At 73.5% G+C, this 19220-nt stretch carries 13 protein-coding genes and 3 pseudogenes; 8 read left to right on the top strand and 8 right to left on the bottom strand.

The genetic code is table 11. The annotated features are described in order from the left end of the window. Positions 1-44 precede the first annotated feature (44 nt). The 3 genes from HDC93_RS15130 (at position 45) to HDC93_RS15120 (ending at position 6728) form a co-directional block, all read left to right on the top strand. Positions 45-4178 (top strand): thioester reductase domain-containing protein, encoded by a 4134-nt coding sequence (locus HDC93_RS15130; RefSeq protein ID WP_311774549.1) that lies wholly within the window; start codon positions 45-47, stop codon positions 4176-4178. 118 nt (positions 4179-4296) lie between these two features. Then, positions 4297-4794: a pyridoxamine 5'-phosphate oxidase family protein gene (locus tag HDC93_RS15125; RefSeq protein ID WP_185011036.1), complete on the top strand. Its 498-nt coding sequence runs from the start codon at positions 4297-4299 to the stop codon at positions 4792-4794. An 872-nt stretch (positions 4795-5666) separates the two neighbouring features. Next, positions 5667-6728: an N-acetylmuramoyl-L-alanine amidase gene (locus HDC93_RS15120; RefSeq protein WP_185011034.1), complete on the top strand. Its 1062-nt coding sequence runs from the start codon at positions 5667-5669 to the stop codon at positions 6726-6728. Positions 6729-6738: 10 nt separating this feature from the next. Here the strand turns inward: HDC93_RS15120 and HDC93_RS15115 are convergent, their stop codons facing one another. After that, positions 6739-6891 carry an alpha/beta hydrolase gene (locus HDC93_RS15115; RefSeq protein WP_260419562.1) on the bottom strand — a complete coding sequence of 51 codons (153 nt, stop codon included), beginning with the start codon at positions 6889-6891 and terminating at the stop codon, positions 6739-6741. Here HDC93_RS15115 and HDC93_RS15110 point away from each other — a divergent pair. The 4 genes and pseudogenes from HDC93_RS15110 to HDC93_RS15095 all read left to right on the top strand — a co-directional run. Then, positions 6869-7037, top strand: a pseudogene (locus HDC93_RS15110) (peptide ABC transporter substrate-binding protein); the annotation flags it as partial. The gene HDC93_RS15115 and the pseudogene HDC93_RS15110 overlap by 23 nt on opposite strands. 1 nt (position 7038) lies before the next feature. Then, positions 7039-7585: pseudogene (locus tag HDC93_RS15105) on the top strand (hypothetical protein); the annotation flags it as partial. Between the two features lie 56 nt (positions 7586-7641). Next, positions 7642-7872 (top strand): DUF2945 domain-containing protein, encoded by a 231-nt coding sequence (locus HDC93_RS15100; protein WP_185011032.1) that lies wholly within the window; start codon positions 7642-7644, stop codon positions 7870-7872. Positions 7873-7878: 6 nt separating this feature from the next. Continuing rightward, the gene (locus HDC93_RS15095) at positions 7879-8214 is read left to right on the top strand and encodes a DUF3140 domain-containing protein (protein WP_185011030.1); all 336 of its coding nucleotides are present in this window, start codon (positions 7879-7881) and stop codon (positions 8212-8214) included. 51 nt (positions 8215-8265) lie between these two features. Here HDC93_RS15095 and HDC93_RS15090 read toward each other — a convergent pair whose 3' ends face one another. The 5 genes from HDC93_RS15090 to HDC93_RS15070 form a co-directional block, all read right to left on the bottom strand. Next, complete coding sequence (locus HDC93_RS15090; protein WP_185011028.1) at positions 8266-8436, bottom strand: hypothetical protein; 171 nt, start codon at positions 8434-8436, stop codon at positions 8266-8268. Positions 8437-8651: 215 nt separating this feature from the next. Continuing rightward, positions 8652-8882, bottom strand: a complete 231-nt coding sequence (locus tag HDC93_RS15085) for a hypothetical protein (RefSeq protein ID WP_185011027.1) — start codon at positions 8880-8882, stop codon at positions 8652-8654. A gap of 557 nt (positions 8883-9439) precedes the next feature. Next, positions 9440-10462: a hemolysin family protein gene (locus tag HDC93_RS15080; protein WP_185011025.1), complete on the bottom strand. Its 1023-nt coding sequence runs from the start codon at positions 10460-10462 to the stop codon at positions 9440-9442. Then, complete coding sequence (locus HDC93_RS15075) at positions 10459-11802, bottom strand: hemolysin family protein (RefSeq protein WP_185011023.1); 1344 nt, start codon at positions 11800-11802, stop codon at positions 10459-10461. Before HDC93_RS15075 ends, HDC93_RS15080 begins: the two co-directional genes overlap by 4 nt. A 368-nt stretch (positions 11803-12170) precedes the next feature. After that, complete coding sequence (locus HDC93_RS15070) at positions 12171-12545, bottom strand: MarR family transcriptional regulator (RefSeq protein ID WP_311774548.1); 375 nt, start codon at positions 12543-12545, stop codon at positions 12171-12173. Here HDC93_RS15070 and HDC93_RS15065 point away from each other — a divergent pair. Next, a pseudogene (locus HDC93_RS15065) lies at positions 12528-12809 on the top strand (YceI family protein); the annotation flags it as partial. The gene HDC93_RS15070 and the pseudogene HDC93_RS15065 sit on opposite strands and share 18 nt — an antisense overlap. Before the next feature lie 28 nt (positions 12810-12837). Here the strand turns inward: HDC93_RS15065 and HDC93_RS15060 are convergent. Beyond that, a complete protein-coding gene (locus tag HDC93_RS15060; RefSeq protein WP_185011083.1) occupies positions 12838-14529 on the bottom strand; it encodes a hypothetical protein in 1692 nt (563 codons plus the stop codon). Between the two features lie 474 nt (positions 14530-15003). Continuing rightward, positions 15004-19140, bottom strand: a complete 4137-nt coding sequence (locus HDC93_RS15055) for a bifunctional nitrate reductase/sulfite reductase flavoprotein subunit alpha (protein ID WP_185011021.1) — start codon at positions 19138-19140, stop codon at positions 15004-15006. Positions 19141-19220 lie beyond the last annotated feature (80 nt).

Below are 19220 nucleotides of genomic sequence, written 5' to 3'. Positions count from 1 at the left end.
GCCGGCTGGCCGAGGGTGAGGATCTGCGGTCTGCGGACTACTGGGTGACCCAGGTCCGCCAGGCCGTCCGCTACGCCGACGCCGTCACCACCCTGTACGACCAGGGAGTGCGGACCGTCGTGGAGATCGGCCCCGGCGGCGTCCTCACCGCCCTCGCACAGACGGTGCTCACGGACCGGGACGACGTCACCGTCCAGGCTCTCCAGCGCCATGACAGGCCCGAACCGTCCGCGCTGGCCGACGGCGTCGGCACCCTGCACACCCGGGGCGTGCCCGTCGACTGGGAGGCGTTCTTCGCCGGCTCCGGAGCACGCCGGGTCCCGCTGCCCACCTACGCCTTCCGGCACCAGCGGTACTGGACCGAGGCGCTCGCGGCCGGCCGCCGTGACGCGCGCGGATTCGGTCTGGACAGCACCGACCACCCCCTCGTCGGCGCCGCGCTGTTCCCCGGCGACCGCGACGAGGCACTGTTCACGACCCGCCTGTCGGCCCGTACGGACCGGCTCCTCGCCGCGCACACCGTCGCCGGGGAGAGCGTCGTGCCCAGTACGGTCCTCGCCGAACTGGCCGTCCGGGCCGGGGACGAGACGGGCTGCACGGCCGTGGACGAACTCGTCGTCGACGCGCCACTGGTGCTGCCCCGCGAGGGAGCCCTGCATCTCCAGGTCCGCGTCGGCGAACCGGACACCGACGGCCGACGCGTCCTCAGCGTCCACGCCCGGCCCGACCGGGCCGACGCGTCCTGGACGCGCCACGCCCACGGCCTGCTCAGCGACACCCCGCTCGTCTCGCCGGCGGCCACCGAGCCGGCGCCGTGGCCACCGGCCGGCGCGGAGCCACTCGCCGACATGGAGCCGCCCGCCGGCCTGGACCCGGACGGCGGGCAATCCCCGGACCGGACACAGGAGTTGTACGAGCGTTTCGCCGCCGCCGGTGTGCACTACGGTCCCGCGTACCGAAGGCTCACCCGGATGTGGCGGCGCGCCGACGAGCTGTTCGCCGAGGTGGCCCTGGACTCCGACACCGATCCGCACGCCGAGGGGTTCGGGCTGCACCCGGCGCTGCTGGAAGCCGCCCTGCAACCGCTGTACGCCGCCGGGCTGCCCGGTCTGCCGCCCACGGTCACCCGATGGAGCGGTCTGCGGCTGTACGCCGTCGGCGCGGACACGCTGCGTGTGCACCTCGCCCCGGTCCCCGGCGCCGACGACACCTACGCGGTGCGCCTCACCGACCCGGCCGGACAGGTGGTCGCGGTGGCCGACGCCGTGACCGTCGGACCCGTCCGCGCCGAGGCGTTGCGGGCCGCCCGCTCCCGGCACCGCGACGCCCTCCATCACGTGGAGTGGATCGCCCGCCCGTTGCCCGCCGCCTCCCTGAACTGGCTCACCCTCGGCTCCGCCGCGCACCCGGACGTACTCGCCGTCACCGCGGCGGTCACGGCGGCCGGCGAGCGCATCGGGGCCGTACGCCTCGACCTGACCACCCCCGCAGAAGCAATCGCGGGGGACGCCGTCAGGGACACCGTGGGCCGGGCCCTCTCCTGGGCGCGGCAGTGGCTCGCCGAGGAGGCCCTGGCCGGCACGCCGCTGGTCTTCGTCACCCGGGGTGCCATGGCCGTCGCCGACGACGAGGACGTCACCGACCCTGCCGCCGCTGCGGCCTGGGGCCTGCTGCGCTCGGCGCAGTCGGAGTCGCCGGGGCGGATCGTCCTGGTCGACGCGGACGGCGAACCCGGTCCGGACACGCTGTCCGCGGTGGTCGCCTCCGGCGAACCGCAGGCCGCGATCCGTGGCACCACCACCCCGGGCGGCACCACCACCGTTTCCGGCACCACCCCCCGGATCCACGTACCGCGCCTGCTGCGCACCCCCGTACCGCAGCCCGCCGCCGACGGACGCCGCACGGTCTGGGACCCCGACGGCACCGTCCTGGTCACCGGCGGTACGGGCTCGCTCGGCGCCCACTTCGCCCGCCACCTGGTCACCGACCACGGCGTACGCCACCTGCTGCTGGTCAGCAGGCGTGGCCCGGACGCCCCGGGCGCCGCCGAGCTGTGCTCCGAACTGCGGTCGCTGGGCGCGACCGTGACCGTGACCGCCGCGGACGTCGCCGACCGCACCGCCCTCGCGGGCGTCCTGGCCTCGGTGCCGACGGCGCACCCGCTGCGCGGCGTCGTCCACACCGCGGGCGTCCTCGACGACGGCGTCATCGCCTCGCAGACCCCGGAGCGGCTCGACGCCGTGCTGCGGCCCAAGGCCGACGCGGCCTGGAACCTGCACGAGCTGACCCGGGACGCCGGGCTGACGGCGTTCGTGCTCTTCTCGTCCGTGGCCGCGGCCGTCGGTGGCCCCGGCCAGTCCACCTACGCCGCGGCCAACGCCCACCTGGACGCGCTCGCCCGGCACCGTGCCGCGTCGGGTCTGCCGGCCACGTCCATCGCCTGGGGCCTGTGGGAGCAGGCGACCGGCCTGACGGGCGGCCTGACCGAGACGGACCTGAAGCGGATCGCCCGCAGCGGCTTCCGCACCGTCCCGCAGGAGCTCGGCACGGCCCTGTTCGACCTGGCTTTGGACACCGGCCGCCCCTACCTCGTGGCCACCCCGCTCGACATCCCCGTCCTGCGCCGCCAGCCGCAGGTCCCGGTGCTGCTCAGGTCGCTGGTGCGCGTGCCGGTCCGTGCCACGGCGCGCGGCGCGGCCGACGCGGGGCCCGGGCTCGCCGACCGGCTCGCCGGGCTCGACGAGGCCGCGCAGCACACGGTCGTCCTCGACGCCGTGTCGGCCGAGATCGCCCGGGTCCTCGGGCGTTCCGGCACCGTCGACCCCGAACGGCCCCTGCAGAGCAGCGGTTTCGACTCGCTCACCTCCGTCGAGCTGCGCAACCGGCTCGCGACGGTCACCGGCCTGCGCCTGCCCGCCACCCTGGTCTTCGACCACCCGACGCCCCGGGCCCTGGCGGCACACCTGCGCACCGAACTCCTCGCGCCCCAGGGCGATTCCGAGGCGGCTCCGGCCGTCGACCACGCCGCCGATCTCGTCCTGCCCGACGACATCCGCCCGGCCGACGAGGTCGTCCGCACCGCCACCGACCCGTCCGACATCCTCGTCACCGGTGCGAGCGGCTTCCTCGGCGCGTTCCTGGTGCGCGACCTGATGCGCACCACGACCGCCCGCCTGCACTGCCTGGTGCGCGGCGCCGACGACGCGGCGGCGTACGAGCGGCTGCGCACCAGCCTCACCTGGTACCGAGTCTGGGACGAGATCGACGAGAGCCGGCTGCGGGTCCGCGCCGGGGACCTGGCCGAGGAGCGACTCGGCCTGACCGAGGAGGAGTTCGACGGCCTCGCCCGCACCGTGGACGCCGTCTACCACGCGGGCGCGACCGTGCACTGGCTCCACCCCTACGAGGCGCTGCGCGCGGCCAACGTCCACGGCACCCGGGAGATCCTGCGCCTGGCGGCCCGCCACCGCACGGTCCCGGTGCACTACATCTCCACCGTCGGAGTCTTCAACGGCCCGGTCACGCCCGGTGTCCCCCTGAAGGTGACCGACCCGACCGGCCCCGCCGAAGCCCTGCCCAGCGGCTACCTCCAGTCCAAGTGGGTCGCCGAGCAGCTCGTCGGCCTCGCCCGGGAGAGGGGACTGCCGGTGTCGGTGCACCGCGTGGACGTCATCTCCGGCGACACCCGCAACGGGGCCTGCCAGACCCGCGACTTCGTCTGGCTCAGCCTCAAGGGCCTCCTCCAGGCGCAGGCCGCGCCGGCCGGTGTCTCAGGCCGCTTCCACCTGCTGCCCGTCGACTACGTCAGCGCGGCCATCGTCGGCATCTCACAGCGTGAGCCGGCCGGCGGCACCTTCCACCTGTTCAACCGCAGCTCCCTGAGCCTCGCCGACTGCGTGTCGTACCTGCGCGAACTCGGGTACCGGATCGACGAGACCGACCGGGATCGGTGGAACGACACGGTGCGGTCGGACCGGGACAACGCCCTGCTGCCGCTGCTGCACGCCTTCGAGATGATGACGTCCGACACCGACGGCTTCTACCCGCCCATCGACACGGCCGAGACCGAGACGGCACTGGCCGGGACGGACATCTCCTGCCCGCCGCTGACCCGCGAACTCTTCACCACATACGTGGAGTTCTTCGTCCAGGAAGGGCACTTCCCGCCCGCTCCGTGACCTGTGAGGTCCGCCGATCGGACACCACCGGCCGCCCGGCCGCTCCCCGTGGAGCGGCCGGGCGGCCCGCCCGTTTTCCCCGTTTCCGTCCCCGCGCATGTGAATCCGAGGTATCGCCATGGGCACTGCACAGGTGCGTTCGTTCTCCGAGATCGAGGCCGCCTTCGTCGAGTACGTCCAGCGGACCGTCTACTGCACGATGGTCACCGTCGACCGGCACAACCGCCCCCGGGCGCGCGTCGTCCAGCCCGTCTGGGAGACCGTCGACAAACGCCCCGTCGGATGGCTGGCGGTCTTCCGCACCCCGGTGAAGGCCGCCCACCTGGCACGCAACCCCCACACGACGTACGCCTACTGGCACCCCCGCCAGGACGCGGTGTTCGTCGACAGCGTCTCGGCCTGGGTGTCCGACCGCGACACCAAGCTGCGCGCGTGGGAGCTGTACCGCCGCAACAGCCCTCCGGGCGTCGGCTACGACCCCCACCTCTACTGGAGCGCCGGCCCCGACAGCCCCGACTACCACCTGCTGCGCATCGACCCTTGGCGCGTCCAGGTCCTGCGCGGCTCGGACCTGAGCAGCCGCATCTGGGCGTGCGACCCGCCGCCGCACCCCTGAGCCCGTCTGTCCCCGGCTGACGTTCCGGGTTCCCGGAGCCCGGGCGCCCTGCCCGCCGGATCGCCCGGCACCATCGGCGTGCGGTTGGATCAGCGGACCGGCTGAACGAGCGGGACCGGCGTCGCACCGCCGTCCGACGCGGGCTGCTGCGGGAGCGGTCCGCCCGGTTCCCGATCGCCGACGACCAGATCGCCCCGACCCGGCTCGGGAACGCCATCCGCCGTTTCGAGCAGTACGGCTGGGACCGCTACCGCCTCGACACGACGTGGCCCATGGGGTCCCGGCTCTCCCGCATCCCGTACCGCGAACGCGCCGCCGCCCTGGACCCCTACCGCGCCGAACCCACCACGGACCCGGTCTGACGGGCCCCGCCCCGACACGCGGACCATGGTCGAAATCCGGTCGCCCGCAACGCCGAGACGGCCTCGGACGCGGCGTGCCGGGCGCACCCGTCCCGTTCGAACCACCGGCAGATCAGCGGCACTCGGTCGGGTTCGCCGCGGTGCCGGGTCGGTAGGCGGTTCCGCCGGTCCCGCACAACTGGGCCCAGAAGCCGATGGCTTACTCGATGGCGGGGTCGGTGAAGTTGCCGAACACCCATGCGGTGGCTGTCCGAACCGGACCCGGTGTCCACCGGACCCCGCCCCACGCCCCCTGGTGCGGCAGCGTCGTAATCGCGCCGAATTTGCGGACGTGGCGCACGGCGAGGTGAGCGGCGGGACGAGCGGCGCGAGAATGGTGAGGGCCCCCGAGGGCGAGCCGCCAGGACCGGCACGCCGCCGCAACGGGCAAGCTCCGAGACCAGGCACGCTCCCCAGATGATCGGACCGTCTTCAGACCGGCACCCACGGGCCGGAACGGAGGACTGACTCATGGCCACCCCGCTCACCGCCGCCCGGCTCGTCGCCGCGTTGAAGGCCGAGGGCTGCGCCGTCCACGAGGTCGCAGGCTGGCGCACCAACAACCGCAACCACAAAGGCCCTTGGGGCCCGGTGCACGGTGTGGTCATCCACCACACCGTCACTGGCCCCGGCACCGACGTCGTCCGGCTGATCTTCAACGGTCACAGCGCCCTGCCCGGCCCCCTCGCCACCGGCTGCATCACCAAGGACGGCGTCGTCCACCTCACGGGCAACGGCCGGGCCAACCACGCCGGCGGCGGCGACGGCGACGTGCTCAACGCCGTCATCGGCGAGTCGTACGGCACGTATCCGCCCCCGACGCACGAACACGACGGCTCGGCCGGCGCGGTCGACGGCAACGCCCGGTTCTACGGCTGGGAGTGCGAGAACAAGGGCGACGGCAAGGATCCGTGGCCGCCCGCCCAGTACCTCGCGATGGTCAAGGCCACCGCCGCGATCTGCCGCGCCCACGGCTGGGGCCCCAAGAGCGCCATCGGCCACCTGGAATGGAGCGACTCGAAGGTCGACCCGCGCGGATTCGACATGGCCGGCTTCCGCCGTGACGTCGCCGATGCCCTGGCCCACCCGGCGGGCCGGTGGGAAGGAGAGGACCCCATGCCCCAGTACGTCAACCTCGGTGTCGCCACGCAGTACCGCCTCGCGCCCGGCGCCTGGGACTCGGTCGAGTTCACCGCGGAGTGGACCGACGAGACCGGCGACCACGCCACCGGCGGAAGCGTCTTCGCCCGCGGACCGGCCCGCTTCAGCGGAACCCTCGGCCTCCACATCGACGGTCTCCCGGTGGGCGCGGTCGTCCAGGCGCGCATGTCGGAGTACCAGGGCGACCAGCACCGCGCGGACCACCCGATCCACGAGATCGTCGGAACCGGCGGCGGCACCTTCGCGGTCCTGCCCGTGACGAAGCGGCTCGCGTCGGGCCGCGGCATGCGGGTACGGCTGCTGAACCAGGCCGCCGTGCCGGTCACCGTCGCGAGCGCCGTCCTGACCGTGCTCGTGTGGAAGGAGACCTGAGCGCCGGAGGTCACTCCGGCGCCGGCAGGCCCGGACCCGGGCACCTCACCTTGGCGGAGGGTGCCGTCCCGTCGACCAGATACGCCGCCACGGTGCCGTCCACACACGCGTTGCCGCGGCTCGCGAACACCCCGTGGGAGGTGCGTGAGGCGTTCTTCCTCATCGCCGACCGGCAGGAACTCGCCGACGGCGCCCTGTCCGGCGCCGGCGAGGTCGCCAACGACCTGTTCGGCAAGGGCTACGAGTACTACGCCTCCGCCCTGCCGCAGCGCAGCCAGGACCTCGACCGCGCCCTGCTCAAGCGGGCCGACTGTTCGGTCTGCTGCTGCGGCCGGAGCACTTCCGGCTGGTGCGGCGGCGCACGGTACGGGTCCTCGCCGTACCGGTGGCCGGCTGCGCCCTGGCCGTGGGGTACTGGGTGGTCCCGCGGATGGACTACGCCTGGTTCTTCCACGCCGACAGCGCCGAGGAGCTCGGTGCGCCCCTCTGGTACGGGCCCGCGATGACCCTGGCCGGCCTTCGGCTGCTCCCTCGTCCTGGTCGGCTGCTTCGTCGCCTGGGTGCCCGGGCGCCGGACCTGGTTCACGGCCCTGGGCGCCGGCACCCTGTCCGGCTATCTGCTGCACGGTTTCGTCGCACAGGCCGCGAAGTACTGGGGCTGGTACGAGCCGGCCTGGGTCCGGGGACCTGTCGGTGCGATCACCGCCACCCTGGTCGCGACCCTGGTCGTCACGGCCCTGTGCACACCGTCCGTTCGGCGGGCCTTCCGCTGTGTGACGGAGCCCGGCATGGCGTGGGCCTTCGGCAGGGGCGCCAGGGGCGAATGCCGGGCCGGTGCCCGTCGAGCTGCGCCCTGACCGGTCGGCCCGCACGCTGGAGGGACAGCACACCTTCTCCACGAGGGAGCACCGGCATGGCGAAAGGCCGCAGCGAGGGCGGGAAGCCGAAGAAGGGCGACAGGGTCACCTGGAGCAGTCACGGCAGCCGCACCGAGGGCGAGGTGGAGCGGGAGATCACCGAACGGACCGAGACGTCCGGCCGCACGGTCGACGCCTCGCCGGACGACCCCCAGTACGAGGTGCGCAGCGACAAGTCCGGCAGGACCGCGGTGCACAAGCCGTCCGCGCTCAAGAAGAAGAAGTGAGGCGGCGTGGACGACGCTGAGCGCGAGGAGACCTGGAACGACTTCCGTGAGCTGGTGAACATGGCACCGGCCGACCTGGAGAAGTGGCTGGAGTCCGACGACTCGCAAAGCGCCGGGCAGCACCAGGACGGGGGCGAGTCCACCGGGCACGCCTCCGGCCGGCGGATCGTCGCGATCCTGCGGGCCAAGAGGGGCGACCTCACGGACGACGACTACCGGCACATGCGCAAGGTCGTCGGCTACGTCCGCCGCCACCTGGCCCAGCGGCCCTCCGGGGACGTACGGGACTCACGGTGGCGGTACTCCCTGATGAACTGGGGCCACGACCCGCTCGGCGGGTGACGGCCCGGCCGGGAAGCGTCCGCGCCGCCGGGGCCCGGACGGGTCCCCGGGTCAGGAGGCGCCGGTCTCGTGCGGGGTCGCGGCGACGCCGCTCAGCGCCAGGCTCATCTGGTGCTGGGTCTCCTCGGCCACCACACGGGCCTCCTCCACGACGTCCCCGCGTTCGCGTATGAGGCTCTCGTAGATCGGCAGTTCTTCGGTCCGGGTCGAGTCGGGTTTCACAGCCGTCTTCCTATCGGTTTGCAGCCGGGATCAGAGGGGTCCGAGTAAGTCTGCGTCACGCCCTCCCACCGCGTTACCCACCCCCGTGGTGTCCAGATTTCCATCACGTGCTTCGCAAAGTCCACACGTTTGCGGTTGTGGTCGTGTTCATGGCGACGTCGCCAACGAGAGGGCCCCGGGGATCGCTCCCCGGGGCCCTTCGTGAGCGGATGTCGTCAGAGCGACGTCGTGTGCACGCCCGCGTTCGCGCCCGCGGCCGCGCCCTCCGGCGAGAGGACCGCCTGCACGGTGGCGCAGGCCTCGCCGGTCAGCGGGCCGACCAGGCCGGCGGAGAGGCCGCCCGCGAGGCCCGCGGAGACATCGACGCCGCCCGCGTTGCCACCGGCCACGGTGTCCAGGTCGGCGTCGGAGAGCTCAGCGGTGTCGACCCGAGAGGTGAGGTTCATGGGGGAGTTTCCCTTCGCGTGTATGTCTCGCAATGGCGGTGAGCGCGGGTGAGCGCCGGAATCCGGGGACGTGGATTCCGCCCCGGCTGCTCCCGCCGTGCGCAGGATCAAAGCACCCCGGGTGGAGGAGATCCAACCGCCCACCGACGATCCACGGCTCGGTCCGCCGTACGCCTTCACCGCTGTGACCGCGGGGTCACGAGATATGCCCAATACTTCACACTCCCCGTCGCTCGACCGGGCGCGGCAGTATTGCGCCCCGATTCCCGAAACGGGCACTTCACCGCCAAGTCCCCAGGCCGCGACGGGGACACGCCGACGGCCCGGCCACGACCCCGCCTCCGGGCACGCGGTGTGCAGATGTCCTGGATGTTCGGCCCCCGACCTCGCCGCCGGCGGACCGCGGCCTGGTGGGTGGCCCCGGCCTGGTGGGTGGCCCCGGCCTGGTTGGGCGGGGCGTCCTGCCGGGTGGGGCGTCCTGGTCTGGCGGACCTCACTTCCATCGGCGGCCTCGTCTCCGCCGGGCGACCTCGACCTCGTCGGCCGACCCGGCCCCGTCAGGACGCCGCGGCCGGCTGCATCAGGCGGGCCAGCAGGTCGTCCAGGGTGACCAGGCCTGTGAGGCGGCCGGCGTCGTCGCGGACCACGGCCAGGGACGACCGGCGGCGTCGCAGGACCTCGATCGCCTCGGCGACCGTGGCGGTCTCGGCCAGCTCGGGCACCGGCCGGGCGAGGTCCCGCGCGGTCGTGGCGCGGCCCCTGGCCCGGGCCACGAGGGCGTCCCGGGCGTGCACCGAGCCGAGGACGGTGCCGTTCTCCCGGACCAGCAGCCGGGTGCGGTCGTGCTCGGCGGCGAAGCGCAGCAGCGCCTCGACGTCCGCACCGCCCTCGACCCAGGTGATCTCCGCGGCCGGGATCCGCAGCGCGGCGACCGGAGTCTCCGGCTCGGTCAGCGAGCGGGTCAGCAGCTCCGAGTCGGTCGCGCTGATCAGACCCAGCCGCTCCGACTCCTCCACCAGGTGCGTCAGCTGCTCCCGGTTGTGCACCGAGGCCAGCTCGTCGCGCGGGGCGACCCGGCACAGCCGTACCAGGGCGTTGCTGACCCGGTTGAGCAGCCGGATCAGCGGACGAACGGCCCGCACCACGGCCCGGAAGGGCGGCGACAGAAGCATCGCCGAACGCTCCGGGTGGGCGATCGCCCAGGACTTGGGCGCCATCTCGCCGACCACCATGTGCAGGAACACCACCACGACCATGGCCACGGCGAAGGCCACGCCGTAGCTCACGGCGCTGGGCAGACCCAGTGTGTGCAGCAGCGGGTCGAGTTCGTGCGAGATCGCCGGCTTGGACACCGAGCCCAGGCCCAGCGTGCACACGGTGATGCCCAGCTGGGCGCCGGCCAGCATCAGCGACAGCTCGCGCATCCCGGCCAGGGCCGCCCCGGCGCCGCGCCGCCCTTCGGCCGCCGCCTTCTCCATCCGGTGCCGCTTGGCGGCGACCAGAGCGAACTCGGCCGCCACGAAGAAGCCGCTGCCGATCAGCAGTAGCACGGTCACGAAGACCGCCATCGGGAAACTCACGCCATCTCCTCGGCTTCCACGGCCTCCACCAGCGGGCTGATCCGGACGCGGTCGGCCACGTGCCGGTCCAGCGTGCGGACGTCGATCACGGCCCGGCCGCCCCCGGGCTGCTCGACCGTGACCCGGTCGCCGACCGTCGGGAAGCGGCCGAGCCGGTCCACGACCAGGCCGGCCACGGTGTCGTAGTCGTCGTCCTCCGGCAGCCGGATTCCGGTCGCCTCGGTCACCTCGTCCACCCGGCGGCCGGCGTCCACCAGCCAGCCGTCGCCGTCCGCGACCGCGAGCACGGTGACCTCGTCGGACTCGTCGGCGATGTCACCGACCAGCTCCTCGGCGATGTCCTCGTACGTGACGATGCCCGCCACGCCGCCGTGCTCGTCGAGGACGACCGCGAACTCGTCGTCCTGCTCCCGCATCCGCGCCACCGCGTCGGGCAGCGCGAGCCTGTCCGGCAGCAGCAGCGGCCGCCGGGCCACCTCACCGGCCCGTGCGCCGGCCAGACGCGCGGCGGGCAGCGCCATCAGCTCGCGCACGCCCAGCACGCCCACGATGTCGTCCGGATGGTCGCCGAGCACCGGGTAGTTGGAGTGACCGTGTCGTGCGATCAGGCCGACCGCCTCCTCGGCACCGGCGTCCTTGCGGACGAACACGGCGTCGGCACGCGGCACCATCACCTCGTCGAGGGCCCGCTCGGAGAACTCCAGCGCGTGGTCCAGCAGCGCGGCCGTGTCCTCGGGCAGTTCACCCTGCTCGTGGGACTCGCCGATCAGATGGCCGAGCTCCTCCAGCGTGGCGCCGTGGTGCAGCTCCTCGACGGGCTCGATCCCGACCTTGCGCAGCAGCCGGTTGGCCGCACTGTCGAAGATCCGTACGACGGGGCCGACGACCTTCAGATACGCCAGCGTGGACGGGGCCAGTGCCTTCGCCAGCCGCTCGGGCACGGCGATCGCGAGGTTCTTCGGGGCGAGTTCACCCAGCACCATCTGCACGACCGTGGCCAGCACGAAGGCGAGCACGACGGCGATGCCGCCGATGGCCCCGTCGGGCAGCCCGATCCCCGAAAGGGCGGGCCTGAGCAGCGCCGACACCGACGGTTCGGCGATGAAGCCGACGACCAGCCCGGTGACGGTGATCCCGAGCTGCGCCCCGGACAGCATGAACGACAGCCGCTCCAGCACCTGAAGGGCCCGGGCCGCCCTGCGGTCCCCGGCCTCGGCCTCACGCGCGAGGGTGAGCCGGTCGGCGGAGACGTAGGCGAACTCCTGGGCGACGAAGTAGCCGGTGCCGGCGGTCAGCACGAACACGGCGAGCAGGCCCGGCAAGGCCTGTACGGCACTCATCGAACACCACCCCGCCGTGTGCCGCGATCACTCATGTCGTGGCGGGATGGTCGGGGACTGTGCCCCGGAGGGTCCGTCGGTCTGGCGGACAAGAACGTGCTCCTTAGCTGTGGTGTGTCTCCGATACAACGCGCGTCGTCGCGCCGGTGTTCCCGGATTCTACGGCTGTGTAGATGAAGCCGCCCGAGGCGCGATGAGGTGGTGGCCGCGGCGGCGCGGTGGCAGCGACACCCCGATCGGCGTCTGCCGGAACCCGGCGGCGTCCGTCGCGTACGCGGCCCGGCCCTCGCGTCGAACCGCACCTCCCTGCCGACCGTTCGCGCAGTCTTTCTGCGAGCCCGCCGACACCTGCCGGCGGCCTGCCCGGCTCACTCCGCGCGCGCGTCCCCCGTCAGATCCGGCACCAGCCCCCGCATCGCCGCGCACTGCTCCGGTCCCATGAAGTGCGCGAGGGATTCGGTGACCGTCGCGGCGAGCGGGGCCGAGGCCTCCTTGAGCTGGCGGCGGGCCTTGTCCGTGAGGATGACCTCGATGCCCCGCTTGTCGCCGCAGACCGACCTGCGGGTGACGAGACCGGCGTGCTGGAGGCAGGCGATCTGGTAGGTGAGGCGGGTCTTGGGGCGGCCCAGGAGTTCCGCGACGCGCGTCATGCGCAGGCCGCCCTCGGGCTGCTCCGCGAGCAGGCACAGGACGAGGAACTCGTCGTGCGAGACGTCGAGCGTCTCTTCGACGCCGACCACCACCCCGAGATCACCTTCGCGACCCGCAGCGCCGAGCTCCGCGACGGGGACCAGGTGCACGTCGTCGGCCAGCTGACCGTGCGGGGCATCAGCAGGCCGCTGTCCCTGACCGCGCGTGTGACGGACCGGGACACCGCGGGCCTCACCCTGGACACCGAATTCACCGTGGAACGCGAGCAGTTCGGCATGGGCTGGAACCAACTGGGCATGATCCGCGGCCGCACCACGGTCACCGCCACCCTCCGCTTCACCCGGACCGCGGGCTGACGACGCCCCCGGCGCACCGGCGCCGCCGTCAGCCCGCCCCGCGCACCGCCTCCTGCACATCCGCGCTCGACAGGGTCTGCGGCGACGCCGTGAACGCCCGCAGGCGGATCCGGACCCCCGGCCGGGGCAGCGCGAAGCGGCCCGCGGACGGCCCGAGTTCGTAGCGGGCACTGCCGTGCGCGGGCAGGGTGCGCGGACCCCGGACCACCCGCCAGTACGGCTCCATGCCCTGGCCGGTGGTCAGCGTGAAGTGCGGGGTGAGGGCCGTGTCGCCGGTGTTGGCGACCTGGAGGGTGAGGCGGGAGACGGTCGCCGCGGAGGGGTGCCGGACCGCCGTGACCCGCATGCGCAGAGGTGGTGTGCCCGTCGCCGCCACGGCCGCGCCGCCCAGCGCCGGTGCGAGCAGCAGGGCCGCCGCGGCGAAACGCGCCGGGCGGCGGTGCGGCCCGGACAGCAGCCGCGGGCGAGGCTGCCACGCCGCGGCGAACGCCGACGCCGGAGTGGTCACCGCCGCCGCCAGCCACAGCGGTGTCATCAGCAGGTAGTAGCCGTCCTGGGAACGGGTCGCCAGGTAGAAGGCGCACCAGGGCAGCACGGTCGCGGCCGGTCCCAGCCGCCGCACGAACAGCACGAACAGTGCGAGCAACCCGGCGAGCAGCAGCAGGCTCGCGTGGGAGTACCAGTCGATCCGGTCGCTGCCGTCGGTCAGATACAGCGAGATGCCGACCACGCCCTGGCCGTGCAACACCGCCCCTTGAGTGAGGGGCAGGGCGATCCCGGTGAGCCAGCGCCCGGGCTCGCTCACCACGAAGTACGCGTTGACCAGCAGCCACCCGCCGGCCGCGGCCCCGGCGAACCTCGCCACCACCAGCGTCGCCGCCCGCCCGCCCAGCTCGCCGCGCCGCACCGCGTGGATCCCGGCCAGCAGGAACGGCGCCAGGAACCAGGGGAGTTGCTGCGCCGCACACGCCACCCCCAGACACGCCGCCCGAGCCAGACCCGCCGCCCCGAGCCGCCCGCCCGCCCCGGTCCGGGTCCAGCGCACCACCACCGGCACCAGCAGCGCCATCGCCACGATCGCCGGGTATCCGAGCCGCCCGTACGACGGCAGCATCCCGAAGCCCAGGCACACCAGGGTCGCCGCCGACCGCCACGGCGCCGGCAGCATCCGCCACAGCACGACCGTCCCGGCGATCAGCGCGCCGGTGCTCACCGCCGTCGCCGGAGTGCCGCCGTGGCCCAGCCACAGCAGCGGCGCCGTCAGCAGCGGGGCCAGCGGCGGATAGCCGTAGGTGTAGTCGTAGCCGCCGGTCACCGTCGGGGTGAGGGCCACGCCGTGGCCGAAGAGCCAGGGCCACGGCTGCCCGTACACCGGGTGTCCCGCGGCCAGTTCGCGCGCCGCCTGAGTGGTGAGGAGGGCCTCGTCGGAGCCGTTGTGGAGCATGATCCACGCGCACAGGGTGAGCGTCACGCCCGTCACCAGGACGCACAGATCGACCCGAGCCAGCGACCGGGCCCGGCGGACGACCAGGGCCAGCACCCCGCACCCCAGGATCGAGGCGTAGCACAGCGAGATCACCGCGGCCACGGCCGGACGGTGACTGGCCGCCGACGTCCACACCGCACGCGTTCCGATCAGCAGACCGATGTCGGCGAGCAGGGTCAGGACGCGGTGCCACTGGGCCGGGGGAGCGGGCGGCGCGGACACCGCCGACTGCATGCGCGGGCCGGGCACCACCAGCGTGGTTTCTGCCGAGTACACGCCGAAGGACGCTAACCGCCGCCGGTGAGCGGGACCCGGAGGGAGGTAAAGATTCCGGTGTGACCCGGGTAAGGGGCCCGTCCCTGCGGCCCCCCGGACGCCACGGCCTTCGGCCCGACGTCCCTGCCTCGGTGGCCCGGGCCAGATGGCCCTGCCTCGGCGACCCGGGTCCTGCGGTCCTGCTTCGGCGGTCCCCGGTTGTGCGGCCCCTGCCTCGGCGGTCCTCGGTTGTGCGGCCCCTGCTTCGGCGGTCCTCGGTTGTGCGGCCCCTGCTTCGGCGGCCCTCGGTTGTGCGGCCCCTGCCTCGGCGGTCCCCGGCCTTGTGTCCCCCCGGCCCTGCCTCGGTGGCCCCGGTCTTACGGACCCGCCCGCCCCGGCGCCCGGCCTCACGGTCCCGCTCCCGGCGCCCCGCCCCTCCAGCCCCGGGGGGCCTCAGTACACGTCCCGCACGTACCGCTTCTCCGCCGCGAGCTGCTTCACGTACGCCGCGGCCTCCGCCTCTCCCAGCCCGCCGTGCGTCATCGCGACGTCCCTCAGGGCCCGGTCCACGTCCTTCGCCATCCGGGACGCGTCGCCGCACACGTAGAAGCGGGCCCCGTCGCACAGCCAGTGCCACAGCTCCGGCCCGTGCTCGCGCATGCGGTCCTGCACGTACACCTTGTTGCGCTGGTCCCGGGAGAAGGCGGTGTCCAGCCGGGTGAGGGTGCCCTCGTCGAGCAGAGCCGTCAGCTCGTCCTCGTAGTAGAAGTCCGTCGCCCGGTGCTGCTCCCCGAAGAACAGCCAGTTGGGGGCGCGGTGGCCGAGCGCGCGCCGCTCCTCCAGGAAGCCGACGAAGGGCGCCACACCGGTGCCCGGGCCGACCATGACCATCGGCGTCGTCGCGTCGGCCGGGGGCCGGAAGTGCGGCGAGCGCTGCACGAACACCGGCACCTCCGTGTCCGGTCCGGCGTCCGCGAGGTACGGCGAGCAGACCCCGCCGCGCGCCCGGCCGTGCAGGTTCTCGTACCGCACCACGGACACCGTCAGCGCCACCCGACGGGGGTCGACCAGCGGACTGGACGATATGGAGTACAGCCGCGGCTGGAGCCTGCGCAGCACCCCGGCCCACTCCTCGGCACCCGCCCGCACCGCGTACTCGGCGAGCACGTCCACGGCCTGCCGCCCCCAGCTCCACTGCGCCAGCCCGTCCTTGTTGTCGGGCCGCATCAGCCTGCGCAACTCGTGCTTGTCCCGGGCGCGTTCGGCGACGAAGCGCAGCAGGTCGGGGGTGATCCGGGTGATGTCGAGATGCCGGTGCAGCGCGTCCCCGAACGGCACCTCACCGACACCCTCGACCGTCACGGCCGACCCGGCGTCCACCCCGGTCACCGCCAGCCACTCCGCCACGAGGGAGGGCGCGTTGACCGGCCGCACCCCGAGCGCGTCCCCGGCCTCGTACGCCAGGTCCGTGCCGCTGGTGTCGAAGGTGAACCGCCTGACCTCCTTGCCCGCACCGTCCCTGCTGAGCAGCCGGTTGCCGACCAGCCGGGCGGTGGCGACGGGCTTGGACCTCGTCCTGGGCTTCTCGGCCGGGGCGGCGGGCTTGTCGGCCGGGGCGGCGGGCTTGTCGGCCGGGGTGGCGGGCGTATCGACGGTGGCGGCGGACCTCTCGGCCGGGGCGGCGGGCCGCTCACCCAGAGCCGACAGCACCTGGTCGAGCCACTCCCCGGCGGACGGCTCGAAGTCCGGTTCGCAGTCCGTGCGCGGGGCCAGCCGTACCCCGCCCAGCTCGTCGAGTCGCGCGTCCAGCCGCCGTCCGTGCCCGCAGAAGTCGTCGTACGAGGAGTCGCCGAAGGCCAGCACGGCGTACCGCACCCCGTCCAGCCGAGGGGCCCGCTCGCCGGAGAGCGCGTCCCAGAAGCCGGAGCCGTTGTCGGGCGCGTCGCCGTCCCCGAAGGTGCTGGTGATGAACAGCAGGTCGGCCGTGCGGGCGAGCGTCCCGACGTCGGCGTCGTCCATGCCGAGGAGCGTCGTACGGTACCCGGTCGAGGTCAGCCGCTCGGCGGTGGCGGTGGCGAACTCCTGCGCGTTCCCGGTCTGCGAGGCCCACAGCACGACGATCTCCCGGCCCGCGGACCGGTCGTCCTGCGGCACGGCCGCCCCGGTCCGTGAGTACATGCCGGCCAGGACCCCGTTCACCCACAGCGCGTGCTCGGGCGAGAAGGGCGCGTCGGGCGGCAGCACCGGCACCCCGGGGGCGCCCGAGCCGAGCCCCGCGAGGAAGCCGGTGAGGTACCGGCGCTCCTGGGCGGAGAGCACCGGGGGAGGGGAGGGCACGATCCCGAAGGGGTTCGCGGCGCTCGGCGTCACGGTCGTGGGCGTCGGGGCCGGTACCTCGGGCTCCTGGGGCGCCACCTCCGGTGCGGGCGCCGGCGACGCCACCCTCGTCAGCGACACCGCGCACACCTTGAACTCCGGCTGGAACGACACTGGATCCACCGCGTCGCTCGTCACCGCGTTGATGCTCAGGTACTCGCCGAACAGGTCGTTCCAGTGGAACGGGGCGAAGCAGCCTCCCGGCCGCACCCGGTCGGTCACCACCGCCGGCAGCACCGCCCGCCCGCGCCGCGAGGCCACCTCCACCAGATCGCCGTCGGCGACCCCGAGCGCGGAGGCGTCCTGGGGGTGCATCTCCACGAACGGCCCCGGATTCAGCTTGGTGAGCTTGGCGACCTTCCCGGTCTTGGTGAGCGTGTGCCACTGGTGCTGCACCCGCCCGGTGTTGAGCACGAACGGATAGTCGTCGTCCGGCATCTCGGCGGCGGGCAGATGCGGCCGCGCGAAGAACACGGCCCGCCCGGAATCCGTCGGGAAGCGCAGCCCCTCGTCCCCCACGTACCGGACCGGATTGCGCTCCGGCCCGTCCTCCCGCGCCGCCGGCCACTGCACGGGAGTCTCCCGCAGCCGCTCGTACGTGACCCCACGCAGGTCCCACCCCGTCCTGGGGTTGTGGAACCGCCGGATCTCCTCGAAGACCTGCTCGGCGCTGTCGTAGGAGAACCCCCGCTCGTACCCCATCGCGCACGCCACCTCCGCGATGATCCGCCAGTCGGCCATCGCCTCCCCGGGCGGGTCCGCGGCGGCCCCGGTCAGGGTGAGGTTGCGCTCGCTGTTGACGAAGACGCCCTCCGCCTCGGTCCACATCGCCCCGGGCAGGACGACGTCGGCGTACGCGTTCGTCTCGGTGTCGGCGAACACGTCCTGCGTGACGACGAACTCGGCGGCCTCGAGCCCCTCGATGACCGTACGGCGATTGGCGACCGAGGCGACCGGGTTGGTGCAGATGATCCAGCAGGCCTTGATCTCCCGGTCCGCCATCCGCCGGAACATGTCGACGGTGCCCTGCCCGGACCCGTCGGCCCGCAGTGTCCCCGGCGGCAGCTCCCACACCTCCTCGGTGAACGCCCGCTCCTCCTCGACGAGCACCGACCGCTGCCCCGGCAGCCCCGGCCCCATGTAGCCCATCTCGCGCCCGCCCATGGCGTTGGGCTGCCCGGTCAGGGAGAACGGCCCGGCGCCCGGACGGCAGATCGCCCCCGTCGCCAGATGCAGGTTGACCAGGGCGTTGGTGTTCCAGGTGCCGTGCGTGGACTGGTTGAGGCCCATGGTCCAGCAGCTCATCCACCGCTGCCCGGCCGCGCCGATCAGCCGGGCGGCCTCCCGCAGATCGTCCTCCGCGACCCCGGTGACCTCCGCGACCGAGGCCGGGGCGTAGTCGGCGAGGAACCCGGGCAGCGCCTCCCAGCCCTCGGTGTGCGCGGCGACGAACTCCTCGTCCACGTGCCCGCCGTCGTGCAGCAGCCGCAGCAGGCCGTTCAGCAGCGCGAGGTCGGTCCCCGGCCTGACCTGGAGGAACAGATCGGCCTTCGCCGCGGTCGCGGTCCGCCGCGGATCGACGACGATCAGCTTGGCGCCCGCCTTGACCCGCTCCATCATCCGCAGGAAGAGGATCGGATGGCAGTCGGCCATGTTCGACCCGATGACGAGAAAGGCGTCCGCCCGGTCGAAGTCCTCGTACGACCCGGGCGGCCCGTCCGCCCCCAGGGACAGCTTGTAGCCGGTGCCCGCGCTCGCCATGCACAGCCGAGAGTTCGACTCGATCCGGTTCGTCCCCACGAACCCCTTGGCCAGCTTGTTCGCCAGATACTGCGCCTCCAGGCTCATCTGCCCGGAGACGTAGAAGGCCACCGCGTCCGGCCCGTGCTCGTCGACGATCGCCCGCAGCCGCGCCGCCGTCTCGGCGAGCGCATCGGCCACGGGCACCGGGACCGCCTCGTCGCCCCGGTCGTCCCGTACCAGCGCGGTGGCCAGCCGCCCGGGCGCGGCCAGCATGTCGGCCGTGGTCGCGCCCTTGGTGCACAGCCGTCCCGCGTTCGCCGGATGCGTCTTGTCGCCGGACGCCTTCAGTACCGTGCGCCGCCCGTCCGGACCCGCCCCCACGTCGAGCACGAGACCGCAGCCGACCCCGCAGTACGAGCAGACGGTGCGCACCTGCCGCGTGTCCGGCCGGCTTCCGGGGGTCGAGTTCATACCCCGACGGTACGAATCGCCCGTTACGCCTCTGTCACACGGCTTGATCATCGGGCGTTACGCCCGTCACACAACCGCCT

This window comes from Streptomyces sp. AK010, assembly GCF_014207295.1.
In the GTDB taxonomy this organism is placed as follows: Bacteria; Actinomycetota; Actinomycetes; order Streptomycetales; family Streptomycetaceae; genus Streptomyces; species Streptomyces massasporeus.
Note: the sequence above shows the minus strand (reverse complement) of the source record. Positions and strands in the feature narration are given on the sequence as shown.

What these genes read in the sequence shown, in the direction of transcription:
- HDC93_RS15060 (WP_185011083.1), bottom strand. Translation starts at nt 14,529, where the DNA reads ATGCAGTCGGCGGTGTCCGCGCCGCCCGCTCCCCCGGCCCAGTGGCAC.
- HDC93_RS15115 (WP_260419562.1), bottom strand. Translation starts at nt 6,891, where the DNA reads ATGAGGAAGAACGCCTCACGCACCTCCCACGGGGTGTTCGCGAGCCGC.
- HDC93_RS15055 (WP_185011021.1), bottom strand. Translation starts at nt 19,140, where the DNA reads ATGAACTCGACCCCCGGAAGCCGGCCGGACACGCGGCAGGTGCGCACC.
- HDC93_RS15075 (WP_185011023.1), bottom strand. Translation starts at nt 11,802, where the DNA reads ATGAGTGCCGTACAGGCCTTGCCGGGCCTGCTCGCCGTGTTCGTGCTG.
- HDC93_RS15100 (WP_185011032.1), top strand. Translation starts at nt 7,642, where the DNA reads ATGGCGAAAGGCCGCAGCGAGGGCGGGAAGCCGAAGAAGGGCGACAGG.
- HDC93_RS15125 (WP_185011036.1), top strand. Translation starts at nt 4,297, where the DNA reads ATGGGCACTGCACAGGTGCGTTCGTTCTCCGAGATCGAGGCCGCCTTC.
- HDC93_RS15120 (WP_185011034.1), top strand. Translation starts at nt 5,667, where the DNA reads ATGGCCACCCCGCTCACCGCCGCCCGGCTCGTCGCCGCGTTGAAGGCC.
- HDC93_RS15085 (WP_185011027.1), bottom strand. Translation starts at nt 8,882, where the DNA reads ATGAACCTCACCTCTCGGGTCGACACCGCTGAGCTCTCCGACGCCGAC.